This is a genomic window from Bordetella hinzii LMG 13501 (genome assembly GCF_001548475.1).
GTDB lineage: Bacteria > Pseudomonadota > Gammaproteobacteria > Burkholderiales > Burkholderiaceae_B > Bordetella > Bordetella hinzii.
The window spans coordinates 114,413-136,990 of sequence record NZ_LRUJ01000009.1; the positions used below are offsets into that span (position 1 = coordinate 114,413).

25 protein-coding genes are annotated in these 22,578 nt (G+C 66.8%); 19 read left to right on the forward strand and 6 right to left on the reverse strand.

What is annotated here, in order from left to right:
• Positions 1 to 4 precede the first annotated feature (4 nt).
• The 9 genes from sucD (at position 5) to ppa (ending at position 7,943) form a co-directional block, all read left to right on the forward strand.
• Positions 5 to 886 carry a succinate--CoA ligase subunit alpha gene (gene sucD / locus AXA74_RS08495; protein ID WP_029580350.1) on the forward strand — a complete coding sequence of 294 codons (882 nt, stop codon included), beginning with the start codon at positions 5 to 7 and terminating at the stop codon, positions 884 to 886.
• Between the two features lie 295 nt (positions 887 to 1,181).
• Positions 1,182 to 1,880, forward strand: a complete 699-nt coding sequence (locus AXA74_RS08500; protein WP_029580351.1) for a TerC family protein — start codon at positions 1,182 to 1,184, stop codon at positions 1,878 to 1,880.
• Positions 1,881 to 2,023: 143 nt separating this feature from the next.
• A complete protein-coding gene (locus AXA74_RS08505; protein ID WP_029580352.1) occupies positions 2,024 to 2,746 on the forward strand; it encodes a TerC family protein in 723 nt (240 codons plus the stop codon).
• Positions 2,733 to 2,855 carry a hypothetical protein gene (locus AXA74_RS24780; protein ID WP_029580353.1) on the forward strand — a complete coding sequence of 41 codons (123 nt, stop codon included), beginning with the start codon at positions 2,733 to 2,735 and terminating at the stop codon, positions 2,853 to 2,855. The genes AXA74_RS08505 and AXA74_RS24780 overlap by 14 nt, the downstream gene beginning before the upstream one ends.
• A 9-nt stretch (positions 2,856 to 2,864) precedes the next feature.
• Entirely contained in the window at positions 2,865 to 3,809 is a 945-nt protein-coding gene (hemC, locus tag AXA74_RS08510) for a hydroxymethylbilane synthase (RefSeq protein WP_032956485.1), read from the forward strand.
• A gap of 25 nt (positions 3,810 to 3,834) precedes the next feature.
• Positions 3,835 to 4,614: a uroporphyrinogen-III synthase gene (locus AXA74_RS08515; protein ID WP_029580355.1), complete on the forward strand. Its 780-nt coding sequence runs from the start codon at positions 3,835 to 3,837 to the stop codon at positions 4,612 to 4,614.
• A gap of 37 nt (positions 4,615 to 4,651) precedes the next feature.
• Positions 4,652 to 5,818, forward strand: a complete 1,167-nt coding sequence (locus AXA74_RS08520; protein WP_126623561.1) for a uroporphyrinogen-III C-methyltransferase — start codon at positions 4,652 to 4,654, stop codon at positions 5,816 to 5,818.
• 4 nt (positions 5,819 to 5,822) lie between these two features.
• Positions 5,823 to 7,373 (forward strand): heme biosynthesis HemY N-terminal domain-containing protein, encoded by a 1,551-nt coding sequence (locus AXA74_RS08525; protein WP_032958069.1) that lies wholly within the window; start codon positions 5,823 to 5,825, stop codon positions 7,371 to 7,373.
• A gap of 36 nt (positions 7,374 to 7,409) precedes the next feature.
• Positions 7,410 to 7,943 (forward strand): inorganic diphosphatase, encoded by a 534-nt coding sequence (ppa, locus tag AXA74_RS08530; protein WP_029580358.1) that lies wholly within the window; start codon positions 7,410 to 7,412, stop codon positions 7,941 to 7,943.
• 4 nt (positions 7,944 to 7,947) lie between these two features.
• On the opposite strand, the gene AXA74_RS08535 is transcribed toward ppa, so the two are convergent.
• Genes AXA74_RS08535 through AXA74_RS08550 form a run of 4 tightly spaced genes read right to left on the reverse strand, consistent with a single transcriptional unit; the run spans position 7,948 to position 11,192 of the window.
• On the reverse strand, positions 7,948 to 8,775 hold the full coding sequence (locus AXA74_RS08535; protein ID WP_029580359.1) for an IclR family transcriptional regulator: 828 nt from the start codon (positions 8,773 to 8,775) through the stop codon (positions 7,948 to 7,950).
• A 13-nt stretch (positions 8,776 to 8,788) separates the two neighbouring features.
• Positions 8,789 to 9,544 carry an SDR family NAD(P)-dependent oxidoreductase gene (locus tag AXA74_RS08540; RefSeq protein ID WP_032979370.1) on the reverse strand — a complete coding sequence of 252 codons (756 nt, stop codon included), beginning with the start codon at positions 9,542 to 9,544 and terminating at the stop codon, positions 8,789 to 8,791.
• On the reverse strand, positions 9,541 to 10,746 hold the full coding sequence (locus AXA74_RS08545) for an ABC transporter substrate-binding protein (RefSeq protein WP_032958065.1): 1,206 nt from the start codon (positions 10,744 to 10,746) through the stop codon (positions 9,541 to 9,543). Before AXA74_RS08545 ends, AXA74_RS08540 begins: the two co-directional genes overlap by 4 nt.
• Positions 10,747 to 10,793: 47 nt before the next feature.
• Positions 10,794 to 11,192 (reverse strand): cupin domain-containing protein, encoded by a 399-nt coding sequence (locus AXA74_RS08550; protein WP_029580362.1) that lies wholly within the window; start codon positions 11,190 to 11,192, stop codon positions 10,794 to 10,796.
• Positions 11,193 to 11,337: 145 nt separating this feature from the next.
• On the opposite strand from AXA74_RS08550, the gene AXA74_RS08555 reads away from it, so the two are divergent.
• The 8 genes from AXA74_RS08555 (at position 11,338) to AXA74_RS08590 (ending at position 17,907) form a co-directional block, all read left to right on the forward strand.
• Positions 11,338 to 12,117, forward strand: coding sequence for an SDR family NAD(P)-dependent oxidoreductase (locus AXA74_RS08555; RefSeq protein ID WP_032957780.1), 780 nt, complete (start codon positions 11,338 to 11,340; stop codon positions 12,115 to 12,117).
• 12 nt (positions 12,118 to 12,129) lie between these two features.
• Positions 12,130 to 12,888 (forward strand): ABC transporter ATP-binding protein, encoded by a 759-nt coding sequence (locus AXA74_RS08560; protein WP_029580364.1) that lies wholly within the window; start codon positions 12,130 to 12,132, stop codon positions 12,886 to 12,888.
• Complete coding sequence (locus AXA74_RS08565; RefSeq protein ID WP_029580365.1) at positions 12,888 to 13,580, forward strand: ABC transporter ATP-binding protein; 693 nt, start codon at positions 12,888 to 12,890, stop codon at positions 13,578 to 13,580. The genes AXA74_RS08560 and AXA74_RS08565 overlap by 1 nt, the downstream gene beginning before the upstream one ends.
• 12 nt (positions 13,581 to 13,592) lie before the next feature.
• Positions 13,593 to 15,485, forward strand: coding sequence for an ABC transporter permease (locus AXA74_RS08570; protein ID WP_029580366.1), 1,893 nt, complete (start codon positions 13,593 to 13,595; stop codon positions 15,483 to 15,485).
• Positions 15,485 to 15,787: a Dabb family protein gene (locus AXA74_RS08575; protein WP_029580367.1), complete on the forward strand. Its 303-nt coding sequence runs from the start codon at positions 15,485 to 15,487 to the stop codon at positions 15,785 to 15,787. Before AXA74_RS08570 ends, AXA74_RS08575 begins: the two co-directional genes overlap by 1 nt.
• A 100-nt stretch (positions 15,788 to 15,887) precedes the next feature.
• Positions 15,888 to 16,583, forward strand: coding sequence for a fumarylacetoacetate hydrolase family protein (locus AXA74_RS08580; RefSeq protein WP_029580368.1), 696 nt, complete (start codon positions 15,888 to 15,890; stop codon positions 16,581 to 16,583).
• A gap of 14 nt (positions 16,584 to 16,597) precedes the next feature.
• The gene (locus AXA74_RS08585) at positions 16,598 to 16,729 is read left to right on the forward strand and encodes an entericidin A/B family lipoprotein (protein ID WP_029580369.1); all 132 of its coding nucleotides are present in this window, start codon (positions 16,598 to 16,600) and stop codon (positions 16,727 to 16,729) included.
• A 113-nt stretch (positions 16,730 to 16,842) separates the two neighbouring features.
• Positions 16,843 to 17,907 carry an acyl-CoA dehydrogenase family protein gene (locus AXA74_RS08590; RefSeq protein WP_032979369.1) on the forward strand — a complete coding sequence of 355 codons (1,065 nt, stop codon included), beginning with the start codon at positions 16,843 to 16,845 and terminating at the stop codon, positions 17,905 to 17,907.
• Here AXA74_RS08590 and lon read toward each other — a convergent pair.
• Both lon and AXA74_RS08600 read right to left on the reverse strand, forming a co-directional pair.
• Positions 17,904 to 20,243 carry an endopeptidase La gene (lon, locus tag AXA74_RS08595; protein ID WP_029580371.1) on the reverse strand — a complete coding sequence of 780 codons (2,340 nt, stop codon included), beginning with the start codon at positions 20,241 to 20,243 and terminating at the stop codon, positions 17,904 to 17,906. The two genes, AXA74_RS08590 and lon, sit on opposite strands and share 4 nt — an antisense overlap.
• Positions 20,240 to 20,647: an Hsp20/alpha crystallin family protein gene (locus AXA74_RS08600; RefSeq protein ID WP_029580372.1), complete on the reverse strand. Its 408-nt coding sequence runs from the start codon at positions 20,645 to 20,647 to the stop codon at positions 20,240 to 20,242. Before AXA74_RS08600 ends, lon begins: the two co-directional genes overlap by 4 nt.
• A 259-nt stretch (positions 20,648 to 20,906) precedes the next feature.
• Between AXA74_RS08600 and AXA74_RS08605 the strand changes: the two genes are divergently transcribed.
• A complete protein-coding gene (locus AXA74_RS08605; protein ID WP_032962347.1) occupies positions 20,907 to 21,167 on the forward strand; it encodes a hypothetical protein in 261 nt (86 codons plus the stop codon).
• A complete protein-coding gene (locus AXA74_RS08610; RefSeq protein ID WP_230588850.1) occupies positions 21,164 to 22,552 on the forward strand; it encodes a pilus assembly protein in 1,389 nt (462 codons plus the stop codon). The genes AXA74_RS08605 and AXA74_RS08610 overlap by 4 nt, the downstream gene beginning before the upstream one ends.
• Positions 22,553 to 22,578: the final 26 nt, after the last annotated feature.

Here is a 22,578-nt window from a genome sequence, read left to right on the forward strand (position 1 = left end):
ACAAATGTCGATTCTGATCAACAAGGACACCAAAGTCATCACCCAGGGCATCACGGGCAAGACGGGCCAGTTCCACACCCGCATGTGCCGTGAGTACGCCAATGGCAAAGCCGCCTTCGTGGCCGGCGTGAACCCCAAGAAAGCCGGTGAAGACTTCGAAGGCATCCCCATCTACGCCTCGGTCAAGGACGCCAAGCAAGACACCGGCGCCACCGTGTCGGTGATCTACGTGCCGCCCGCGGGCGCCGCCGCCGCCATCTGGGAAGCCGTCGAGGCCGAACTGGACCTGGTGATCTGCATTACCGAAGGCATCCCCGTGCGCGACATGCTCGAAGTCAAGAACCGCATGCGCGAAAAGGGCAGCAAGACCCTGCTGCTGGGCCCGAACTGCCCCGGCCTGATCACTCCCGACGAAATCAAGATCGGCATCATGCCGGGCCACATCCACCGCAAGGGCCGCATCGGCATCGTCAGCCGCTCGGGCACGCTGACGTACGAAGCCGTGGCGCAAGTCACCGAACTGGGCCTGGGCCAATCCAGCGCCGTCGGCATCGGCGGCGACCCCATCAACGGCCTGAAGCACGTCGACGTGCTCAAGCTGTTCAATGACGATCCCGACACCGACGCCGTCATCATGATCGGCGAGATCGGCGGTCCGGACGAAGTTGCCGCCGCCCAGTGGGCCAAGGACAACATGAAGAAGCCGGTGGTCGGCTTCATCGCGGGCGTTACCGCCCCTCCGGGAAAGCGCATGGGCCACGCCGGCGCGCTGATCTCCGGCGGCGCCGACACGGCCGATGCCAAGCTCGAAGTCATGGAAGCTTGCGGCATCAAGACCACGCGCAACCCCTCCGAGATGGGCAAGCTGCTGAAGTCGGTGCTGTAAGCCGATCCCGCCGCCTTGCGCGAAAAGCCCGCCCTTGTGGCGGGCTTTTTTTCGTCCCTGCGCGCCGCAAGAGGGGGCGTTTCAACTCCGAGACAGCTTTTTTGTGTATCCGCGCCATCCGGAAAGCGGTCGGACAGGTCTTAGAAACTATAATGAAAGGCGAGGGTGGCTCCACCCCGCAAATCCGCGCATTTCAAAAACGAGGCTGTCCCGGCTCGCAACCGACAGAGACGGCAGGTGCGCTTTTCGCTCTTATACACACAATACCTAGGGGATCATTCTAGGAAAGAGAGGCATGGAACTCAGTTCTGCTGCATTCTGGATCGCGCTGCTCCAGATCATTTGGGTCAATATCCTGCTGTCCGGCGACAACGCCGTGGTGATCGCGCTGGCGGCCCGCTCGCTGCCGCCGCATCAGCAAAAGAAGGCCATCGTCGTCGGTTCGGCGGCAGCCATCATCATGCGTATCGTGCTGACCCTGGTGGCGGCCAAGCTGCTCCTGCTGCCCTGGCTCAAGCTGATCGGCGCCGTGCTGCTGGTCTATATCGGCGTTACGCTGCTCCTGCCCGAAGGCGAGGACGAAGGCGCCGGCAAGGAAAACGGCGGGCTGTTCGCGGCCATCCGCACCATCATGATCGCCGATCTGGTCATGAGCCTGGACAATGTGGTGGCCGTGGCCGCCGCGGCCATGGGCGACACCACGCTGCTGGTGGTGGGCCTGGCCATCAGCATCCCGCTGGTCATCTTCGGCAGCACGTTGCTGCTCAAGGTCATCGAGCGTTTTCCGCTCATCGTCTGGGTGGGCGCGGCGCTGCTGGGCTTTATCGCCGGCGAGCTGCTGGTGGGCGATCCCGCGCTGCAGGATTCGGTCCAGCGCATCGACGCCATGCTGGGCGTGACGCAGCATCAGTTCGCCCTGCTCTGCGGCGCGGTGGGCGCGCTACTGGTTTTGGCAATCGGAAAGTTTTTCTTGATTCGTCAGAAAGCTGACTGAAAGCTGAACTACAATAAGGGGTTGTGCCGCTCCCTCCGCAGCGCGGAAAAAGGAGGGAAGGCCGCCCCTTTTGATATTCGGGACTTGGTTCTCGGGGGCGGCTGGCGGTGAAATACCTCTAAGAACGCCAAAGGGAGTTACAAGTGCTCGAGTTTTTCCAGACCCTCAGTTGGGCCGCCGTCTTTCAGATCATCCTGATCGACATCCTGCTGGGCGGCGATAATGCCGTCGTGATCGCGCTGGCCTGCCGCAACCTGCCCCCCAAGCAGCGGATGCAGGGCATTCTGTGGGGCACCGCCGGGGCCATCCTGCTGCGCGTCGTGCTGATCGCCTTTGCGCTCACGTTGCTCAATATCCCCTTCCTGAAGATCGTCGGCGGCGCGCTGCTGCTGTGGATCGGCGTCAAGCTCCTGATTCCCGAAGACGACGGCCATGGCAACATCAAGGGCGGCGTTTCGATCTGGGCGGCGGTCAAGACCATCATCGTGGCCGACTTCGTCATGAGCCTGGACAACGTCATCGCCATCGCCGGCGCGGCCCAGAACGCCCATGCCGACCACCAGATCGGGCTGGTGATATTCGGCCTGGTCATCAGCGTGCCCATCATCATCTGGGGCAGCACCCTGGTGCTCAAGCTGATCGACCGTTTCCCCTTGGTGGTCACCTTCGGCGCGGGCTTGCTGGGCTGGATCGCGGGCGGAATGCTGGTCACCGACGTGTTTGTCGTGAATCAAATTGGCGAACAGCCGCAGGCGGTTAAAATCACCGTCGAAGTTATCGGCGCGCTGTTGGTCATAGTCTTGGGACGTTGGCTGGCAAGCCGCAAGAAAAACGCCTCCAAGGAATCCGCTAATGAGTCTGCGTAAGACTGAAGATCTGCAACAATCGGAGTCGGGCCTCAGCCTGCTGCAAGGCCTGTTCATCCTGGCAATCATCGGTGTGGTGGCCACGGTCATCGTGTCGTCTTTCCTCTGACGCCACAACGTGTCCCTGCCACAACGTCTGGTCATCGCCACCCGCGCGAGCCGGCTTGCCGTCTGGCAAGCCGAGCATGTGCGGGACAGGCTGCGCGCGCTCTACCCGGCGTGCGCGGTCGAACTCCTCACCCTGACCACGCGCGGCGATCAAATTCTCGATCGCACGCTGTCCAAGGTCGGCGGCAAGGGCCTCTTCGTCAAAGAGCTCGAGACGGCTCTGCTCGATGGGCGGGCCGACCTGGCCGTGCATTCCCTGAAGGACGTGCCAGTCGATATGCGGCCGCCTTTCGAACTATGCACCGTGCTGGAGCGGGCCGACCCGCGTGACGCCTTTGTCTCCAACCACCACGAATCACTGGAGGCCTTGCCGGCCGGTGCCGTGGTGGGCACGTCCAGCTTGCGCCGCGAGGCCCAGATACGCGCCGCCCGGCCGGACCTGGTGGTCAAGCCGCTCAGGGGCAATCTCGACACCCGCCTGGACAAGCTCGATCGCGGCGAATACGACGCCATCGTGCTGGCCGCCGCGGGCCTGGAGCGCATCGGCTACGGCGATCGCATCCGCAATCGCCTGTCGCCGGCGCAAAGCCTGCCCGCGGCCGGGCAGGGCGCCCTGGGCATCGAGATCCGCGATGACCGCGACGATATGCGCGCCTGGCTGGCGCCGTTGTCCAGTCCGGCCACCACGGCCTGCGTAAGCGCTGAGCGCGCGGTGTCCCGCAAGCTGGGCGGCTCCTGCCAGGTTCCGCTGGCGGCCTATGCCGAGCTGCATGGCGACGAGCTGCGCATCGAGGCCCTGGTCTCCTCGGTCGACGGCAACCGCATCCTGCGCGCCACGCGCGCCGGCGCCGCCGCCGAAGCCGAGCGCCTCGGCCTGGCCGTGGCGCAAGACCTGCTCGATAAAGGGGCGGGGGCCATCCTGGCCGAATTGCTGCAAGACGATCCGGCGCCTTGACGCGGCGCCTAGCAAGGGGGGCGTGATGTCGCCTTTGGCCATCCTGACGCGGCCCGCGGGGCGCAACGAAGCCCTGGCCGCGCGCCTGCGCGATGCCGGCTGGGAGGTCCATGCCTGGCCCGCGCTGCTCATCGAGACTCTGCCGCCACCGGGCGCGGGCCTGCCCCGCCCCGAGGATTTCGACATGGTGGTCTTCGTGTCCGGCAATGCCGCCCGGCTCTACCTGGGCCAGGTCTTCGGCGACGGCGGCGCCTGGCCGCCCGGCACGACGGCGGCCACGGTGGGGCCGGCCAGCGCCCGCGCGCTCACCGGTTCGGGCTTTTTTGGCGCGAATACAACAGTTTTGCATCCCGGCGACGATGCCCCGACGCATGATTCCGAAGCCCTGTGGCAGCGCATCCAGGCGTGCGGCGCCCTGCCGCGCAAGGTGCTGCTGCTGCGGGGCACCCGCGGGCGCGACTGGCTGGCCAGCCAACTCCGCCAGGCCGGCGCCGAGGTCAGCGTGCATGCGGTCTATCGCCGCCTGCCCGCGCAATGGGAGGCTTCGCGCCTCGATGCCCTGCGCTTGTGGGCCGCGCAGGGCAGGGCAGTCACCTGGCTGCTGACCAGCGGCGAGAGCATCGATGCCGTTGCCGCGCAGCTGGCCCGCGCCGGCCTGCCATCGTGGTGGCCGCAGTGCCGTTACGTCATCACACACCCTGTATTGCGCCAGCGGCTGGCGCTTGCTGGCGAGGGCGCGGCCGCAATGGTAAAAGAATGCATGCCTGCTGATGAGGCGATATTCGAGGCCTTTGGTGCTGCTTGAGTCGTCGTTTCATGCCATCAACGAATACAATCGCGTCATGACAGACAATACCTCTTCTCTTCCGCCGGGCCCGCCGGCGGGCGGCGCCGCCGAGCGCGCGCCGGAAACCGTCAAGCCGCCCAAACCCGCCCGCAAGGGGGGCGTGCTGTCCACGGCGCTCATCATCGTCCTGTTGATCGCCATCGGGCTGGGCGCGGCCCTCTGGAACCTGCGCCAGCAATCGGCCAAGAGCGGCCGCGAGGTCGCCGCCCGGCTGGACCGCCTCTCCGGCGAACTGCTGCAAGCCCGCAACGATGTGCGCGAGGCCCTGTCCCTGGCGCAGGCGCAAAGCGGCCGTGTGGCCGACCTGGAAAACAAGGTCCGCGAGACCCAAAGCCAGTACAGCGCGCTGCAACAGGCAATGCAGGACCTCAATGACGGCACGAGCGACGAGATGCTGGCCAATGACGTCGAACGCCTGATCACCGTGGCTAGCCAGCAATTACGGCTGGCCGGCAACGTCAACAACGCCGTGGTGGCGCTGGAGTCCGCGCAGGCCCGGCTGGCCCGCGCCGACCGGCCGCGCTTTGCCAGCCTGCAGCAGGCCATCAACGGCGATCTGGACCGCCTGCGCGCGGTCAGCACGGTGGACATCCCGGCGCTGTCAGCCCGCATCGAACGCCTGGTGGCGCTGGTGGGCCGTGCCCCCTTGCTGGTGCCCGATGGCGCCGCGCCCACCCCGGCCCCGCAGGCCCCGGCCCGGGTGGCGGTGCCGCCGCCGGCGCCCGAGCCGCTGCCGGCCGACGCCGCGTGGTGGCAGCGCTGGCGTGCCGAGATCGGCTCCTGGCCGGGCCGCGCCGGCGCCGCCCTGGCCAATGAGCTGGGCGACCTGATCCGCGTGCAGCGGGTGGACCAGCCGGCCGCGCTGCTGCTGTCGACCGACCAGGCCGCCGACCTGCGCTCCGTGTTGCGCCAACGCCTGCTCTCGCTGCAGTTGGCCATGCTGATGCGCCAGCCCGCCGTCTGGAAGAGCGAGCTGGACAACGTCAACGACACGCTGTCCAAGTATTTCGATGCGCGCTCGCCCGATACGCAGGCCGCGCTGGCCCTGGCGCGTGAGCTGGCCCAGACCGATATCGCGGTGCGCGTGCCTGACGTCGCCGACAGCCTGAACGGCATCGCCGCGTTGCGCGCGGCTGGCTTCAAGCCCGACGAGCAGGACTGAGCACATGCGTACCTGGTTCTGGACTCTTCTTCTGGCCTGCGTGGCCGTCGCGGTCGCGGTCGTGCTGCGGGCGCATCCCGGCAATGTGCTCATCCTGGTCTGGCCGTGGCGGCTGGAGATGTCGCTGGCGCTGGCTGTGCTGCTGCTGGTCGTGCTCTTTGCCGCGCTTTATGTCGGCTTGCGGCTGCTCGCCTGGCTGGTGGCCATCCCGGACCGCGTGCGGGCCTGGCGCGGCCGCCGCGCCCAGGCGCGTGACCACGAGCTGCTCGAACGCGGCTGGATCAGCCTGCTGGAGGGGCGCTTCTCGCATGCCGAGAAAGACATGGTCAAGCTGCTGGACCAGACCAAGGTGCGCGGCCGCCGCGTGCTGGCCGCCTTGTCGGCCGCGCGGGCCGAACACGGCCTGGGTGAATTCGAGCGGCGCGACCAGATGCTGGCCAAGGCCCGCGAGGAAGCCGGCGACGACGCCGGCCTGATCGAGGCGACCGCCACGGTGGCCGCCGACATGCTGCTGGACCAGGGCCAGCCCGCCCAGGCCCTGGACGTGCTCGCGCCGCTGCAAGACGGCGGCGCGCGCCATCTGCATACCATGCGGCTGCTGCTGCGCGCCGAGAAAGCCCTCGGCCACCAGGAGCGCGTGTTCGTGCTGGCGCGCGGCCTGGTGCGGCGCAACGCCATGGACAAGGCCGAGGCCGAGCAGCTGATCGACAGCGCCGGCGCGGCCCGTCTGCGAGCCGGCATGGCCGACGAGCAGTGGCGCGGCGTCTGGAAGGACCTCAAGACCGAGGAGCGCCTGCTGCCCAATATCGCCCTGGCCGGCGCCGCGGCCTTCGAGGCGGCGGGCGAGCACAACGAGGCGGCCCGCATCCTCGAGTCGGCCATCGCCGTGAAGTTCAATCCCGTTCTGGTGGCGGCCTATGCGCGCTGCGAGGCCGACCAGGTGCCGCGACGCCTGGCCAAGGCCGAGACCTGGCTGCAGCAGCGGCCCGCCGATGCCGGCATGCTGACCGCGCTCGGCCTGCTGTGCCTGAATGGTCAGCTCTGGGGCCAAGCCGAACGTTATCTGCAGCGCAGCGTGTCTCGCCGCAATGACGCCCAGACGCATGCGCTCTTGGGCAGCCTCTATGACCGCCTGAACCGCCCGGGCGAGGCGGCCAAGCATTGGCGCCTGGCGACCGCGGCCAGCATGGCGCTGCCCATCCTGGCCGCCGATGCGGCGCTGCCGGCGGCCGATACCCAGGCCGACCCGCTGCACGTGGATGCCGAAGGCGCCTTTGCCGATGGCGAAGAGCCCGCTTACGTTGCCGCCGCCCCGCAGGCCGAAGCGGCGCCGCCCGCTGCCGCCGCGGCGGACTACGTGCTCGACCCGGACGCCCGGGTGGCCGGTCGCGATGCGCCGCCCGAGGCGCAGGCCGCCGTGCCCTTGCGGTCCGCCATCGATATCGAAGAGTACTTCGACAGCGCGCCCATTCCTCCGGCCGCCATCGAAGCGCCGGTCAGCAGCTTCAAGAGCGATGCCGGCAAGCCGGCGGACAAGCCCGGCGAAAAGTCCTAATTCCCCTCCCAGTTACCATCCAGCAAGGTTTGCACTATGAGTTTCGAACGAGTCCCCGCCGGCAAGAAGCTGCCGGACGATTTCAACGTCATCATCGAAATCCCGATGAATGCCGATCCGGTCAAGTATGAGGTCGACAAGGAAAGCGACGCCATCTTCGTGGACCGCTTCATGCTGACCGCCATGCACTACCCGTGCAACTATGGCTACATCCCGCAGACCCTGTCCGAAGACGGCGATCCGGCCGATGTGCTGGTGATCACGCCTTTCCCCATCCAGGTCGGCGCCGTCGTGCGCTGCCGCGCCCTGGGCGTGCTGGAGATGGACGACGAGTCCGGCGGCGACGCCAAGCTGCTGGCCGTGCCGGTGGACAAGCTCTATCCTCCGTACCGCCATATCAAGTCCTACGAGGACCTGCCGGCCGAAGACATCGCCCGCATCCAGCACTTCTTCGAGCACTACAAAGACCTCGAGAAGGGCAAGTGGGTCAAGGTCAAGGGCTGGAAGGGCGTTGACGCCGCCCACCAGGAAATCCTGCGCAGCGCGGAGCGCTACGGCAAGGGCGAGTAAGACTTCAGTCGCGCGCGGCCTTGGCCACGCGCGGCCGACTGCGGCGCGGCCGCGACGGCATGATGCCGATCGCCGCCGCGCTTTTGTTTTGCGGGGTCAGCAGATTGCGCGACACCTCGGCGGCGGCCTGGCGGATGCGCGCCTGCAGCAGCTCCAGGCGGTCGGCGGGCGTGCGCGCTTGCGCGGTGATGAAGACCAGGCTGCCCACGACTTTCTCATCGGGGCTGAAGATGGCCGCGCCTATGCCCATCAGCCCCGGGTCCACCTCGCCGTGCGAGACGCAGACGCCGGCGGTGCGCAGGCGCTTGAGATTACCGCGGAACTCATCCCAATCGGCGCCCAGGCCCGCCTCGCGGATCTCCTGTGCATGCCAGAGCATGAGATTGCGCAGCTGGTAGGGCGGCAGGTTGGCCAGGATGGGCTTGGCCGTGGCGCCCCGGAACATCGGGAAGGGGCGGCCGCGAGCGTAGCTCGATTCGATGCTGTGGTCGGTCCAGTAGCGGTCCACGCACATGACCTTATCGCCGTAATAGCTGCACAGCATCAGATTGGCATGCAGCTCGTCGCCGGTGCGCTGCATGACCTCGCGCGCCGCGTGCATCAGTGGATCATGCTGGCGCAGATGGCGGTCAAGTTCAATGATCCGGGAGCCCAGCACATAGGCGCCGCCGGAGGTCGGCGCGAGCAGGCCGCTCTCGGTCAGCGATTTCAGATAGCGGTAGGCGGTGGCGCGCGAGCACTCCAGATGCGCCATGACATCTTCCTGGAACGCGGCGGTGGTGTCGTCGCGGAAGAGATCAAGAATGGACAGCATGCGGTCTGGAGTGCTCATTGTGTTGTGATGCCTAATGAATGTGAAAACCGCCGTTGACGTCCACGACGGTGCCGGTTGAATAGGATGACAGATCGGAAGCGAGAAACAGCGCGGCCTGCGCCACCTCGGCCGGCAGGCCGAAGCGTTGCAGGGGAATGCCCTGTTTGAGTTCCCGCTCCCAATCTTCGCCGAACTTGCCCAGGGTCATGTCCGTTTCGATGATGCCCGGAGCAACGCAATTGGCGCGTATCCCCATGGGCCCCAGTTCACGGGCCAATCCCTTGGTGAAGCTGATGACGCCGCCCTTGGAGGCCGCGTAATGCGACCCGCCCAGCAACCCGCCGCCGCGCAAGGCGGCGGTCGAGCCCAGGTTGACGATGGCCGGCTGGCGCTTGCTGGCCCGCAGGGCGGGCAGCGCCGCCCGCGTGACGCGGTAAGTGCCGGTCAGGTTGACGTCGATCATACGGCGGAACTCGTCCTCGGACAGCTCGGCGAGGCGGGTGGCCGCGACAATGCCGGCGTTGTTGACCAGCACGTCCAGGCCCCCCAGCGCCTGCACGGCCCGGCCCACGGCGGCCTCGCAGCTGGCGGCATCCGAGATGTCGCAGTGCAGGTCCACCCGGCCGCCGGCCAGCGCCGGCTGCGCGCGGTCAGGGTAGGCCTGGTCGAGCACGGCGACCAGGGCGCCTTCGTCCAGAAAGCGCGTCACGATGGCCGCCCCGATGCCGCGCGGATTGGCGCCGCCGGTGACGATGACGCGCTTGCCTTGCAGCAGGCCGCCCATCATGGCTTGACCAGCGGGCAATTGCCCTGGTTGAGCGGGCGGAAGGCCTGCTCGGCCGGAATTTTGCGCACCAACTTGTAGTAGTCCCAGTCGCGCTTGGATTCGGAGGGCTTTTTCACCTGGAAGAGGTAGAGGTCGCGCATGACGCGGCCGTCTTCGCGTATCCGGCCATTGTCGGTCATGAAATCGTTGATGGGCATGTCGTGCATTTTCTTGAGTACGGCCTCCGAAGCGTCGGTGCCCGCGGCTTTCACGGCGTTCAGATAGTGCAGGGCGGCGCTGTAGTTGCTGGCCTGCACCATCGAGGGCATGCGGCCGGTGCGCTTGAAATAGCGTTCCGACCACTGGCGTGCCTTGTCGTCCTGATCCCAGTAGAAAGGCTCGACCAGGTTCAGGCCCTGGGCGTACTCCAGCCCGACGCTGCGCACATCGACAATACTCATGAAGAGGGCGGCCACGCGCTGCTTGCTGCCCATGATGCCGAATTCGAAAGCTTGCTTGATACTGTTGATCGTGTCGCCGCTGCCGTTGGCCAGGCCGATCACTTGCGCCTTGGACGCCTGGGCTTGCAAGAGGTAGGACGAGAAATCCGAGCTGGCGATGGGATGGCGCACGCTGCCCACGACTTCGCCGCCGCGCGCCTTCACCACCGCCATGGCGTCGCGTTCCAACGAATGGCCGAAGGCATAGTCAGAGGCAATGAAGAACCAGCTCTTGCCGCCATCGTCCATGATGCCATTGGCCACGCCGGTGGCGTAGGCATAAGTGTCATAGGTCCAGTGGATGCCATTGGGCGAGCAGGCTTTGCCCGTGAGGTCGGCCGAACCGGCGCTGGTGAAAATCACCACGCGCTTCATCTGGCGCGTCAGGTCCTGCACCGCCAGCGCGATGGCCGAGTTGGGCACGTCCAGGATGAGATCAACCTTGTCGTTCTCATACCAGCGGCGAGCGATGGACACGCCGATATCGACCTTGTTCTGATGGTCGGCCGAGATTACCTCGATGGGCTTGCCCAGCACCGTGCCGCCGAAATCCTCCACCGCCATCTTGACGGCCTCGACGCCGAACTTGCCGGACAGGTCGGCCATCATCCCGGACTGGTCGCCCAGCACACCGATCTTCACCACATCATCGGAGACCTGGGCCTGGGCCGTCGAAAAGGCGCCAAGCAGGCAGGCCATCAAAAGCTTGCTGCGTAGTTTCATGAGTATGTCTCCTTGGGGGTGCCTCTATCGGGCGGTCGTGAACGCGCCTATTCCAGCGTCTGGCCGGCGTAGGCGTCGATGAACAGATTGGGTTTCAAGAAAAAGCTAAGCACCAGCGCGCCTTGCGGCGCGCGCGCCACGTGCTGGTTGCCGCGCGGACGCCAGACGTAGTCGCCCGCGCGGACCTCGCCTTCGGCGTCCACGATGGAGCCCTCCAGCACATAGGTCTGCTCGACCTCCACGTGCTCGTGCAAAGGCAACTCCGTGCCCGGCTGCCAGCGGAACAGGGCGGTCAGCAGGCCGGACTCCTTGTCTTGCATCAGGATTTTCATGTCGATGCCGGCGACCTGGGTGGGCTTCCAGGGCAGCTCATCGACCTTGATGAAACGCGAGGCCAGCGGCGGCAGGGCGTTGGCCGGGGGATAGCCGGGGGTTTCGATAGCCATGGTCTCCTCTCCTTATGTCGTTATCAAAGAAAAACGAATAATCTTGTTATTGAGTGTTTAAGAATTGTCGCGTATATTGAGATTAATGTCAAACCTTCGCGCAAGACGAAGCAGGCAGTCCAGGACAGAACGAGGAGACAAGAACGTGAAACTGGAATATCTGGGCCAGACCTTTGGCCTGGCGGGACGCACCGCGCTGGTGACGGGGGCCGCGCGCGGTCTGGGCTATGCCATTGCCACCGCCCTGGGGCGGGCCGGCGCCCGGGTGGTGATCAACGATCTGGATGCCGCGGCCTGCGAGGGCGCGTGCCAGGGCCTGGCCGCCGAGGGCATCAGCGCCCGGGCGGCCGCCTTCGACGTCGGCGATGCCGAGGCAGTCGCCGGCGCGCTGGGCACGCTGGCCGCCGACGGGACGTCCATCGACATCCTGGTGAGCAACGCCGGCAACCAGAACCGCAAGCCCATCGTGGACATGCAGCCGGAAGAATGGCTGGCCTTGCAGAATGTGCACGTCAACGGCGCTTTCCATTGCGCGCGTGCCGTCCTGCCGGGCATGGTGGAGCGCGGCTTCGGCCGCATCGTGCTGATGTCATCGGTGGCCGGACAGGCCACCATGCCCAATATCGCCGCCTATGCCACCGCCAAGGGCGCCCTGGCGGCCTTCACCCGGGCGCTGGCGGTGGAATATGGCGGCAAGGGCGTGACCTGCAATGCGCTGGCGCCGGGCTTTGTGCGCACGGATTTCACCCAGGGTCTGCAGGACAATCCGCATTTCCAGTCCTTCCTGGATTCCGCCGTGCCCGCCGGCCGCTGGGCCAGCCCCGGGGACATCGCGCCAGCCGTGGTCTATCTCGCCTCGCCGGCGGCGGCCTTCGTCAATGGCCATGTGCTGGCCATCGACGGCGGCTTGCTGGCCCGCATGTAGGAGGGAGCGCCCATGACGACGACCGTGCTGTCGGCCGAGGGATTGATCAAGCGGTTTGGTGGATTCAACGCGGTCGACGGCGTGTCGCTGTCGCTGCGCGAAGGGTCCATCCATGCCTTGATCGGGCCCAATGGCGCCGGCAAAACCACCTGCTTCAACCTGCTGACCAAATTCCTCACGCCCGACGCGGGCGAGATCCGCTATCGGGGCCGTGACATCACCGCGCTCGCGCCCGAGCAGATCGCGCGCCTGGGCATCGTGCGGTCCTTCCAGATATCCGCGGTCTTCCTCGGCCTGACCGTGCTGCAGAACATGCGCGTGGCGCTGATGCGCCAGCATGGCGACGGCATGCGCTTCTGGCGTCATCGCAGCAGCCTGGACCGGCTCAATGGCCGGGCCCGCGAGCTGTTGCGCGATGTCGGCTTGCAAGAGTGGGCGGACACCACGGCGGCCTTGCTGCCCTATGGCCGCAAGCGCGCGCTCGAAATCGCCATGACCCTGGCGCTGGAGCCCGAGGTCATGCTGCTGGACGAGCCCATGGCCGGGCTGGGCCAGGAGGACGTGGCGCGCATTGCCGCCCTGATCCGGCGGGTGTCGGCCAATCGGAGCATCCTGATGGTGGAGCACAACCTGTCGGTGGTTGCCGACCTGTCCGATACCATCACCGTGCTGGCGCGCGGCGCGGTGTTGGCCCAGGGCGATTACGCCACCGTCTCGGCCGATGCGCGCGTGATCGCCGCCTACATGGGCTCTGAAGAGGAGGCGCACTGATGCTGGCCATCAAAGACCTCAACGCCTGGTATGGCGAGTCGCACGTCCTGCATGGCGTGGACCTGCAGGTGCAGCGTGGCGAACTGGTGACCATCCTGGGCCGCAATGGCGCGGGCAAGACCACGCTGCTGCGCGCCATCATGGGCATCCTCGAGAAGCGCCAAGGATCCATCGTCCTCAATGGCCAGGAGACGGTCGGCATGGCGCCGCACCGGATTCCGCGCCTGGGGGTGGTCTATTGCCCCGAAGAGCGGGCCGTCTTTCGCAGCCTGGACGTCACCGAAAACCTGCTTCTGCCGCCCAAGCTGGCCGATGGCGGGATGACGCTGGAAGAGATCTACACCCTCTTTCCCAATCTGCGCGAGCGCAGCGCCAGCTCGGGCGGCAACCTTTCCGGGGGCGAGCAGCAAATGCTGGCGATCGCGCGCATCCTGCGCACCGGCGCCCAGCTGATCCTGCTCGACGAACCGACCGAGGGGCTGGCGCCGGTCATCGTGCAGCAGATCGGCCAGGCCATCCGTGCCTTGAAGGCCAGGGGATTCACCATCGTGCTGGTCGAGCAGAATTTCCGCTTCGCCACGCGCGTGGCCGACCGCCACTACGTCATGGAGCATGGCCGCGTCGTGGACCGGCTGTCCGCGCAAGAGGCGCACGAGGATCCGCGGCGCATCGCGCGCCACCTGGGTGTCTGAGGGGAGAAGACCGTGTTTGAAATCTTTGGCGTGCCCTCCACGGCACTGTTCGGCCAGCTCCTGCTCGGCCTGATCAATGGCGCGTTCTACGCGCTGCTGTCCATCGGCCTGGCAGTGATCTTCGGGCTGTTGAACATCATCAATTTCGCGCATGGCGCGCAGTACACGGCGGGGGCATTCCTGGCCTGGATGCTCTTGAACTATGCCGGCGTGGGTTATTGGGCCGCCTTGCTGCTGGCGCCGCTCATCATGGCGCTCTTTGCCGTGGTGATGGAGCGCTTGCTGATCTCGCGCACCTACCGCATGGACCACCTCTACGGGCTGCTGCTGACCTTCGGCATCGCGCTGCTCATCGAGGGCGGCCTGCGCCAGGCCTATGGCGTCTCCGGGCTGCCCTATACCATCCCCAAGGCCCTGAGTGGCGGCGTGAACCTGGGCTTTATGTTCTTGCCCTGGTATCGGGGCTGGGCGGTGCTGATCTCGCTGCTGCTCTGCCTGGGTGTGTGGCTGCTGATCGAAAAGACCCGGGTGGGCGCCATGCTGCGCGCGGCCACCGAAAACCCGACCATCGTGCGCTCCTTCGGCATCAACGTGCCGCTGCTCATCACGCTGACCTACGCGCTGGGCGTGGCGCTGGCCTCGGTGGCCGGCGTGATCGCCGCGCCCATCTACCAGGTCAGCCCCTTGATGGGCTCCAACCTCGTGGTCGTCGTGTTTGCCGTGGTGGTGATCGGCGGCATGGGATCCATCATGGGGGCCATCGTCAGCGGCTTCGGCCTGGGCATCATCGAGGGCCTGACCAAGGTGTTCTATCCCGAGGCGGCCAACCTGGCGATCTTCATCATCATGGTGGTGGTGCTCCTGGTCAAGCCGGCCGGGCTTTTCGGGCGGCCCTTGCAGGTCCAGAACGTGCTGGCCGCCGAAGCGACGCGCCAGCCCGTGCAGCTCGGCCGCCATGCCTCGCGCACCATCATGCTTATCCTGGCCGCCGCGGCCCTGGTCGCGCCCTGGTTCATCTACCCGACCTTCCTGATGAAGGTGCTTTGCTTCGCCTTGTTCGCGGCGGCCTTCAATCTGCTGGTGGGCTACGTCGGCCTGCTGTCCTTCGGCCATGCGGCTTTCTTCGGATCGGCCGCCTATGCCACCGGCATCGTGATGAAGCTGCTGGGGGCCACGCCCGAGCTGGGCCTGCTGGCTGGCGTGCTTACCGGCGGCCTGCTGGGGTTGGTCTTCGGCGCCATCGCCATCCGCCGGCAGGGGATCTACTTCGCCATGATCACCCTGGCGCTGTCGCAGCTGGTCTATTTCATCGCCGTGCAGGCCGGATTCACGGGCGGCGAGGACGGGCTGCAAAGCGTGCCCAGGGGCAGGCTTTTCGGCCTGTTCGACCTCTCCGATGTGAAGACCATGTACTACTTCACGCTGGCGGTCTTCGCCCTGGGTTATGCCTTCGTGCTGCGCGTGCTGAACTCCCCCTTTGGCGAAGTCATCCGCTCGGTCCGCGACAATGAGCAGCGCGCCCGCTCGCTGGGCTATTCCACCTCGCGCTACAAGCTGATGGCATTTGTGATATCGGCCTCGGTGGCTGGCTTGGCCGGCGGCCTGAAAGTACTGGTCTTCGGCGTGGCCTCGCTGACCGACGTGCACTGGCACGCCAACGGCGAAGTGGTGCTCATGGCGCTGCTGGGCGGCATCGGCACAGTGTTCGGCCCGCTGGCCGGCGCCTTCACCTTTGTGTCGCTGCAGAACTATCTGGCGCCGCTGGGATCCTGGGTGCTCATCGTGCAAGGCCTGATTTTCATCCTGTGTGTGTTGTTGTTCCGTGATGGCATCATGGGCCTGATCGCGCGGGCCTGGCTGGCCCTGGCGCATAGGCCCGTGGCCGGGCAGAAAAAGGAGGCTTGATGTTTCTGCATGTGGTGATGTTGCAACTTTCCGGGGCGGCCGATGCCGCCTTCCATGCCCGTGTGCAGGCCTATTGCCGGCGCATATTGGCCGAGTGCGACGGCGTGTTGGGCTATAGCTTCGGCGTCAACCAGGCCAGCCGCTCGGACGGCCTGGGCCATGCCGTGGTGGCCGCCTTCGAGGACGGCCCGGCCCACGACCGTTACCAGGTTTCGCCCGCCCACCAGGAAATGAAGACCTATATGGCCGGCTTCATCGAGCGCCTGGTGGTCTATGACGGTGACGTGCCGCCCTTTAGCTGACAGCCGGCTGAGCTAAAAAACTCCGTAAAACCGGATAAACTCGCGCATTGTCAGTGTCAGCCGGCCCGGCCGGCCATGCGTCCATAGAGGTCCAACAATCATGGAATACGTCATCCCCCCCCTGCCGGCCGTCTCGGTGCCCGTGGCCGGCAGCAATGCCCGCTTCCCGGTGCGCCGCGTCTATTGCGTCGGCCGCAATTACGCCGAGCACGCCAAGGAGATGGGTTTTACCGGCCGTGAAGATCCGTTCTTCTTCAACAAGCCGGCCGATGCCATCGTCGCGGTGGCCGACGGCGAAACCGGCGCCATGCCCTATCCGCCGCGCACGTCCAACCTGCACTACGAGATGGAACTGGTCGTGGTGCTGTCCAAGGGCGGCAAGGATATCCCCGTGGACCAGGCCAATGAGTGCGTCTGGGGCTATGCCCTCGGCCTGGACATGACGCGCCGCGACTTGCAGGGCGAGGCCAAGAAGCAAGGCCGTCCCTGGGAAGTCGGCAAGGGTTTTGATTTCTCCGCGCCCATGGGCCCCATCCACCCGCGCAGCGTGGTCGGCACCCTCGAAAACGGCGCTATCTGGCTGGACGTCAACGGGCAGCGCAAGCAATCCAGCGACATCTCGCAGATGATCTGGAACATCCCCGAAAGCATCGCCTACCTGTCCACCTTGTTCGAGCTCCAGCCCGGCGACATCATCTTCACCGGCACGCCGGAAGGCGTGGGCGCCGTGGTCAAGGGCGACGAGCTGGTCGGCGGCGTCGACGGCCTGGGCGAACTGCGTGTCCGCATTGCCTGAGCCGGAGAGTTCCCATGCGTAGCAAGATCGTGCTGACCGCCTTCGTGGTGTTCGGGTTTGTCCTGCAGGGCTGCAATACCGTGGCCGGCATGGGCAAGGACGTATCACGGGCGGGCAACGCCATTACCAACGCCGCCGAAAAATAAGCAGCGCCGCGTTGCAGACCCTCCGCCCGGGCGGAGGGTTTTTTTTCGCCTTCGCCGCCGTCCGGGCGGCTTTGGCCAATAATGCGCCCTGGCCTACTGATGCAGGAGCATGCATGACCTCGACCTCTGCCCACGTGAGCCCGGCGCTGGCCGGCTGGTTGCATGACCACGCCGAGGCGCTGGACAGCGGCACGATAGACAGCCTGCAAGTCCTGCCCCGCTTGGCGGCCGATGGCGTGTTCGCGCGGGGCACGGCCGCCGGCCAAGGCAGCGGCGACATCGGTCATGCCATCGAGACCATCGCCCAGCTTGCCACCCATTCGCTCACGGCGGCCTTCGTCGGCTGGGGGCAAAGCGTGGTCATCGAAACCTTGCTGCGGGGCGCCAATCCCCGGTTGGCCGAGGCCTGCTTGCCCGAGCTGCTGGCCGGCCGGCTGGCCGGCGCTTCCGGCTTGTCCAATGCCATCAAATCGCTGGGTGGTTTCGACCGCCTGCGCATCCAGGCGGCCGAGCGGCCCGGGGGCTGGGCGCTCACCGGCCGGGTGGACTGGATCACCAATCTGCGCCCGGCGGGTTTCCTGGCCACCGCGGCCACGGCGACGCCCCAGGGCGGCATCGCCATCGTGGCGCTGCGCGACCATGTCCAGGGTTTGACCCGCCATCCCGACCTGCCCCTGATGGGGCTGCGCGCCAGCAGCACCGCCGCGCTGGATCTCGTCGACCTGCCGCTGGCCCCGGCCGATGTCATCCACCCCGATGCCCGGCAGTTCCTGCCCGGCCTGCGCCCGGTGCTCGTGGGGCTGCAGTGCGGCTTTGCCATAGGCCTGGCCCGTGCCGGTCTGCATGCCTCGGCCGGTAGGGCGGATGTGCTCGCCCCGGCCCACGAGGCGCTGGCCGCCCGCCTCGCCACGCTCACCGCCGAGCTGCTGCAGGGCGTCAGGCAAGAGCGTTTCGTGACGCAGCCGGCCCGGCTCTTCGCGTTGCGCATCGCGCTGGCCGAGACTGCCCAGCAGGCCGTCGAACTCGAACTCCAGGCGACCGGGGGCACGGCCTATCTGCAAGGCGAGGGCGGCTTCGCCCGGCGCTGGCGCGAGGCGGCCTTTCTGCCCATCGTCACGCCCAGCCTGGTCCAGCTCAAGACCGAACTGTCCAGGCTTCAGGCGCCCGGATCACGCTAGGCGGCAGGCTCGCCGGCGCATGCGCCATCGCCCTCGATGGCGCACTTGACGGCATCCTCCACCCGGTCTAGCAACACGAAGCGCAGCTTCTGGCGCGCTTCGGCGGGCACGTCCTCCAGATCGCGCTCATTGCGCCGGGGCAGCATGACGATCTTGATGCCCGCCCGCAGCGCCGCCAAGGTCTTCTCCTTGACGCCGCCGATGGGCAGCACCAGCCCGCGCAGGCTGACTTCGCCGGTCATGGCGACATCGGCGCTGACCGGCTTGCCGCTCAAAAGCGAGGCCAGCGCCACGAACATCGCCACCCCCGCGCTCGGGCCGTCCTTGGGCGTGGCGCCAGCCGGAACGTGGATATGGATGTCCAGTTTTTCCAGCGAGTCGCCGCTCCAGGTCTTGGCCAGCGTCAAGGCCGTCTGGGCCGACTCCTTCATGACATCGCCCAGCTGCCCGGTCAGAATGAGGCGCCCGCTGCCGGGCACCTTGCTGGCCTCGATGAACAGGATGTCGCCGCCCACCGGGGTCCAGGCCAGGCCGGTGGCCACGCCGGCCACGCTCGTGCGCAAGGCGACTTCGTTTTCAAAGCGCCGCGGGCCGAGAATGGCGGCCAGGTCGCCCACGTCGATCGAGACATGCTCGGCCTTGCCCTCGGCGATCTGCATGGCGGCGTGCCGCAGCGTCGAGCCGATTTCGCGCTCCAGGTTGCGCACCCCGGCCTCGCGCGTGTAGTCGCCCACGATGGCGGCCAGCGCGGCATCGGTGATGTCGGCCTGCTCAGGCGTCAGGCCGTTGGCTTCCAATTGGCGCCGCACCAGATAGCGCCGCGCGATCTGGACTTTCTCCTCTTCGGTGTAGCCCGGCAACTGGATGATCTCCATCCGGTCACGCAGGGGGCCGGGAATGGTGTCCAGCGCATTGGCCGTGCAGATGAACATGACATGCGACAGGTCGAAGTCCACGCCGAGGTAGTTGTCGCGGAATCTATGGTTCTGCTCGGGGTCGAGCACCTCCAGCAGCGCGCTTCCCGGATCACCATGGAAACCGCCCGCGCCCAGCTTGTCGATCTCATCGAGCATGAGCACCACGTTGCTGGTGCCGGCGCGGCGCATGGCCTGGATGATGTTGCCGGGCAGGGCGCCCAGATAGGTGCGGCGATGGCCGCGGATTTCAGCCTCGTCGTGCACGCCGCCCAAGGCCACGCGCTGGAAGGCGCGTCCCGTCGCCCGCGCGATGGACTGCCCCAGCGAGGTCTTGCCCACGCCGGGCGGGCCTGCGAAGCACAGGATGGGGCTGCGCCCCTGGGGGTTGAGCTTGCGCACCGCCAGGTATTCGAGAATGCGCCGCTTGATCTTGTCCAGGCCGAAGTGGTCTTCGTCCAGGATGGCGCGCGCCTCGTTCAGGTCGATGGGTTTTTGCGGCTCCTGTTTCCAGGGCAGTTCGGTCAGCCATTCCAGATAGGTGCGCAGCATGGCGTTCTCGCCGCTGGCCTCGCCCATGCGCTGCAGGCGGCCGAACTCCTTGCGCGCATGGCGCAGGACGTCCTCCGGCATGCTGGCCGACTCGATCGCGGTCTTCAGCTGTTCGAGTTCGGCTGCCGTATCCTCGGTGTCGCCCAGCTCTTTCTGGATTTGGCGCAGCTGCTCGCGCAGCACGGTCTCGCGCTGTCTTTCATCGAACTGCGCCCGGGTACGTTCGCCGATCTCCTTGGACAGCCGCAGCACCTCGATGCGCGCGGCCAGCAAGGCGATGACCCTGTCCAGCCGCCGGGCCAGGTCGAAGGTCTCGAGCACCTCCTGCTTCTCGACCGGCTTGATGTCCACGAGATTGGTCACCATGTCGGCCAGCAGGGCGGGCGATTCGATGCCTTGCACCACGGCGCCCAGCTCGTCCGGCACATTGGGCAGCAGCGCGATGGCTTCCAGCGTCTGTTGCTTGAGCTGCAGAAACCGCGCCTCGATCTCGCTGTCGGTCTGGCCGGCGTCCTCGACCAGGGCCACGCGCGCCACCATGAAAGGCCAGCCCTCCAGGAACTCCAGCACGCGGAAGCGGCTCTGTCCCTGGACCAGCAGATGATGCGCGCCATCCTGGCCGGTGATGTAGCGGGCGATAGGGCCCTGCGTGCCGACCCAATAAAGATCATCGGGCCGCACTTCGTCTTTCTGCGGGTCCCGCTGCAACAGAAAGCCCACCGGGCGCTCCGCCTTGACCGCCTCCTGGGCGGCGGCCACCGAAACCTGCCGGCTGACCGTCACGGGGGTCAGCACGCCTGGGAAAAGCACCGCGTCGCGCAAGGGGATGATGATGCGCGCATCTTCGGGCAGCGTGCGCAAGTCAGTCATGGGATCTCCCTAAGTTTGTTCAGGGTGAGAAACAGGCAGCCGTCGGCCAGGCGCGGCGTGGCCGGCTCAAGCGCATGCAGCGGCAGGCGGATGCGGCGCTGGAACTGGCCGTAGGGTATTTCCAGCTGGTGGATGCGGGTGTCGTAGGCGGCGGGGATGGGGCGCAGGCCCGAGACCGTGATGCCCTCGGGATCGAAACGCACCACGACGTCCCCGGGGCCGACGCCGGGCAGCGCCACGATGACCAGCACGGCCGCCTCGCTCTCGATGATGTCCACGGGCGGCTCCCAGGCGTGGGCCGCGGCCTGCGCGGACTGCAGGACCTGGCGTTGCAGGCGCTCGGCGTGATGCAGCAGCGCCAGCGCGTCGCCCCAGATCCAGGAAGAAAAGTCGCGCGATTTCATTGAACTCGAAGCCCCAAAGAAGTTCTGCCGGGCCAGGCCGCGGCGGATTCGCGATGCCACTGCCCGGGGGCGGGCAGGGCACGGGTTCAAGCACTCGATGGACGGCGGTGGAGCCGCCCGTCCTGACCAATATACTCCAGTCGCCCGGCCGCTTCAGGGGCTGGCGTGCTGAACATGCGCGCCTCGGCTTATGCGAATTGTGGCCTGTCCTCGGCCTCTTCAGACTGGCATCTCGTGAATCTTGATGACGAGGTGCAACATGCAACACAAACGACGCCAGGCAGGGCAAGCCATGACCGAGTACATCATCGTGGTGGCCCTGGTCGCCGTGGCCGCGATCGCGGTCTACCAGTACTTCGGGCAGGTATTGCGCGCCCAGACCGCCGCTATGGCGCGCGAGCTCTCCGGCGAGGACGGCACGGCCCAGGTCAAGCAGGCGCAGGGCGCGGCCGGCAAGGCTGCCTCGCAGGCCAAGGGGCGCACACTCAAGTCCTTCACCGGCAACGCGGGGGCCAAATGAGGCCGGCCTTCCAGCGGCGCGCGGCCCAGGGCGGGCAGGCCCTGGCGCTGGGCCTGGTCGTCCTCGTCTTGCTGCTGGGAGGCTGGGTTGCCGCGCACTGGACGGCACGCATGGCCGGCGCCAGTGCACGGCTCACTCATGTGGCCGATGCCGTGGCCTATAGCGGCGCGCTGATGCAGGCGCGCCAACTCAACCTGCTGGCCTATATCCATCGCGCCCAGCTGGCCCACCAGGTCGCCATGGCGCATCTGGCCACCCTCATCGCCTGGCAGCAGCTGGGCCTGACACAGTCGCGCCGCCGCGCGATGGGCAATCCGCCCGCCTTCCTCATCGGTCGCCTGTTCGGGCCGCGCTTCGCCCAGGCCTATGGGGCCTCGCCTTCGGGCTCCTCGTCCGATTCCTACAATCCGGCGGCCTTGCAAGCCTCACTGAAACGGCATGATTCAGTCGTGCACCGCATCCTGGCCGAGGTCGCCCGCCAGCAATGGCGCAGGGCCGTGCCGCTGCGCGATGCGCACATGGCGCGGGTGCTGCAGGCCAACTACGTCTCATCAACTTCAAGCCGCACAGGGGTTCCCGTCATGCACGTGCACGACGACAATTTCCCGCGTCTTCTGGCATGGCAATCGCCCTCCGATGTGCAAGGGCTGCAGGCGCTGACGCAGACGGTCACGCGGCGGTTCGCCTTTCTGCGGCCCCGGGACCTCACCTGGGCCAGCGCCTGGATCGTCCAGCCGCGTTGCCCCAATACCCGGCACCAGCTGCGGCGGCGCGGGCATACCTTCCTGGATGCGCAAGGCCGGTGGGGGGCCAGCGACACCCTGTCCTTTCATGCCCTGCGCAGCAATCGCTGGATAGGCTGCTACTTCCGCGAGTACCCGATGGGTTGGGCCACGACCGGCGCCACACGCTGGAAACGGGGCCGCCACTATGTCGAACGCCCCTTGGCCGAATTCTCATCCCAGGACTTCTGGCGCTGGTACAGCCAGCACTCGGGTCTGCATGCGGGTGCCTGGCGCAACAATCCCCTGGCCAGTTCCTATGCGGTGCGCGACCGCTACGCAGCGCCCGAGGGCGCGGGCCTGCCCGATGTCCTGGGCTTGTCCGCCCAGGGCCTGCGGCAGCCCAATGCCCGTTTCAGGCTCAGCCTGCGGACGTCCTTGGCCGTGTCCGATCTTGGCCAGGCCTGGCATATCCCCCGTCTAGGGGACGCCGATGCGTGGTGGCGCGCCCGCCGGCTGGCGCGCGTCTCTGCGGCCGAGACCTACTTCGCAGCCCCGGCCGCGCCAACCGGCGGCCAGGCAGAACTGCCCTCCCTGTTCCGCCCTTATTGGCAGGCCAGGCTGGTTGCCACAAACAACGTCACTCACGGAGCCAGACCATGAAGCCCAAGCGATCGCCATATCGCAGC

What these genes read in the sequence shown, in the direction of transcription:
- sucD (WP_029580350.1), top strand. Translation starts at nt 5, where the DNA reads ATGTCGATTCTGATCAACAAGGACACCAAAGTCATCACCCAGGGCATC.
- AXA74_RS08500 (WP_029580351.1), top strand. Translation starts at nt 1,182, where the DNA reads ATGGAACTCAGTTCTGCTGCATTCTGGATCGCGCTGCTCCAGATCATT.
- AXA74_RS24780 (WP_029580353.1), top strand. Translation starts at nt 2,733, where the DNA reads ATGAGTCTGCGTAAGACTGAAGATCTGCAACAATCGGAGTCGGGCCTC.
- AXA74_RS08515 (WP_029580355.1), top strand. Translation starts at nt 3,835, where the DNA reads ATGTCGCCTTTGGCCATCCTGACGCGGCCCGCGGGGCGCAACGAAGCC.
- AXA74_RS08520 (WP_126623561.1), top strand. Translation starts at nt 4,652, where the DNA reads ATGACAGACAATACCTCTTCTCTTCCGCCGGGCCCGCCGGCGGGCGGC.
- AXA74_RS08525 (WP_032958069.1), top strand. Translation starts at nt 5,823, where the DNA reads ATGCGTACCTGGTTCTGGACTCTTCTTCTGGCCTGCGTGGCCGTCGCG.
- ppa (WP_029580358.1), top strand. Translation starts at nt 7,410, where the DNA reads ATGAGTTTCGAACGAGTCCCCGCCGGCAAGAAGCTGCCGGACGATTTC.
- AXA74_RS08535 (WP_029580359.1), bottom strand. Translation starts at nt 8,775, where the DNA reads ATGAGCACTCCAGACCGCATGCTGTCCATTCTTGATCTCTTCCGCGAC.
- AXA74_RS08540 (WP_032979370.1), bottom strand. Translation starts at nt 9,544, where the DNA reads ATGATGGGCGGCCTGCTGCAAGGCAAGCGCGTCATCGTCACCGGCGGC.
- AXA74_RS08545 (WP_032958065.1), bottom strand. Translation starts at nt 10,746, where the DNA reads ATGAAACTACGCAGCAAGCTTTTGATGGCCTGCCTGCTTGGCGCCTTT.
- AXA74_RS08550 (WP_029580362.1), bottom strand. Translation starts at nt 11,192, where the DNA reads ATGGCTATCGAAACCCCCGGCTATCCCCCGGCCAACGCCCTGCCGCCG.
- AXA74_RS08560 (WP_029580364.1), top strand. Translation starts at nt 12,130, where the DNA reads ATGACGACGACCGTGCTGTCGGCCGAGGGATTGATCAAGCGGTTTGGT.
- AXA74_RS08565 (WP_029580365.1), top strand. Translation starts at nt 12,888, where the DNA reads ATGCTGGCCATCAAAGACCTCAACGCCTGGTATGGCGAGTCGCACGTC.
- AXA74_RS08575 (WP_029580367.1), top strand. Translation starts at nt 15,485, where the DNA reads ATGTTTCTGCATGTGGTGATGTTGCAACTTTCCGGGGCGGCCGATGCC.
- AXA74_RS08580 (WP_029580368.1), top strand. Translation starts at nt 15,888, where the DNA reads ATGGAATACGTCATCCCCCCCCTGCCGGCCGTCTCGGTGCCCGTGGCC.
- AXA74_RS08585 (WP_029580369.1), top strand. Translation starts at nt 16,598, where the DNA reads ATGCGTAGCAAGATCGTGCTGACCGCCTTCGTGGTGTTCGGGTTTGTC.
- AXA74_RS08590 (WP_032979369.1), top strand. Translation starts at nt 16,843, where the DNA reads ATGACCTCGACCTCTGCCCACGTGAGCCCGGCGCTGGCCGGCTGGTTG.
- lon (WP_029580371.1), bottom strand. Translation starts at nt 20,243, where the DNA reads ATGACTGACTTGCGCACGCTGCCCGAAGATGCGCGCATCATCATCCCC.
- AXA74_RS08600 (WP_029580372.1), bottom strand. Translation starts at nt 20,647, where the DNA reads ATGAAATCGCGCGACTTTTCTTCCTGGATCTGGGGCGACGCGCTGGCG.
- AXA74_RS08605 (WP_032962347.1), top strand. Translation starts at nt 20,907, where the DNA reads ATGCAACACAAACGACGCCAGGCAGGGCAAGCCATGACCGAGTACATC.
- AXA74_RS08610 (WP_230588850.1), top strand. Translation starts at nt 21,164, where the DNA reads ATGAGGCCGGCCTTCCAGCGGCGCGCGGCCCAGGGCGGGCAGGCCCTG.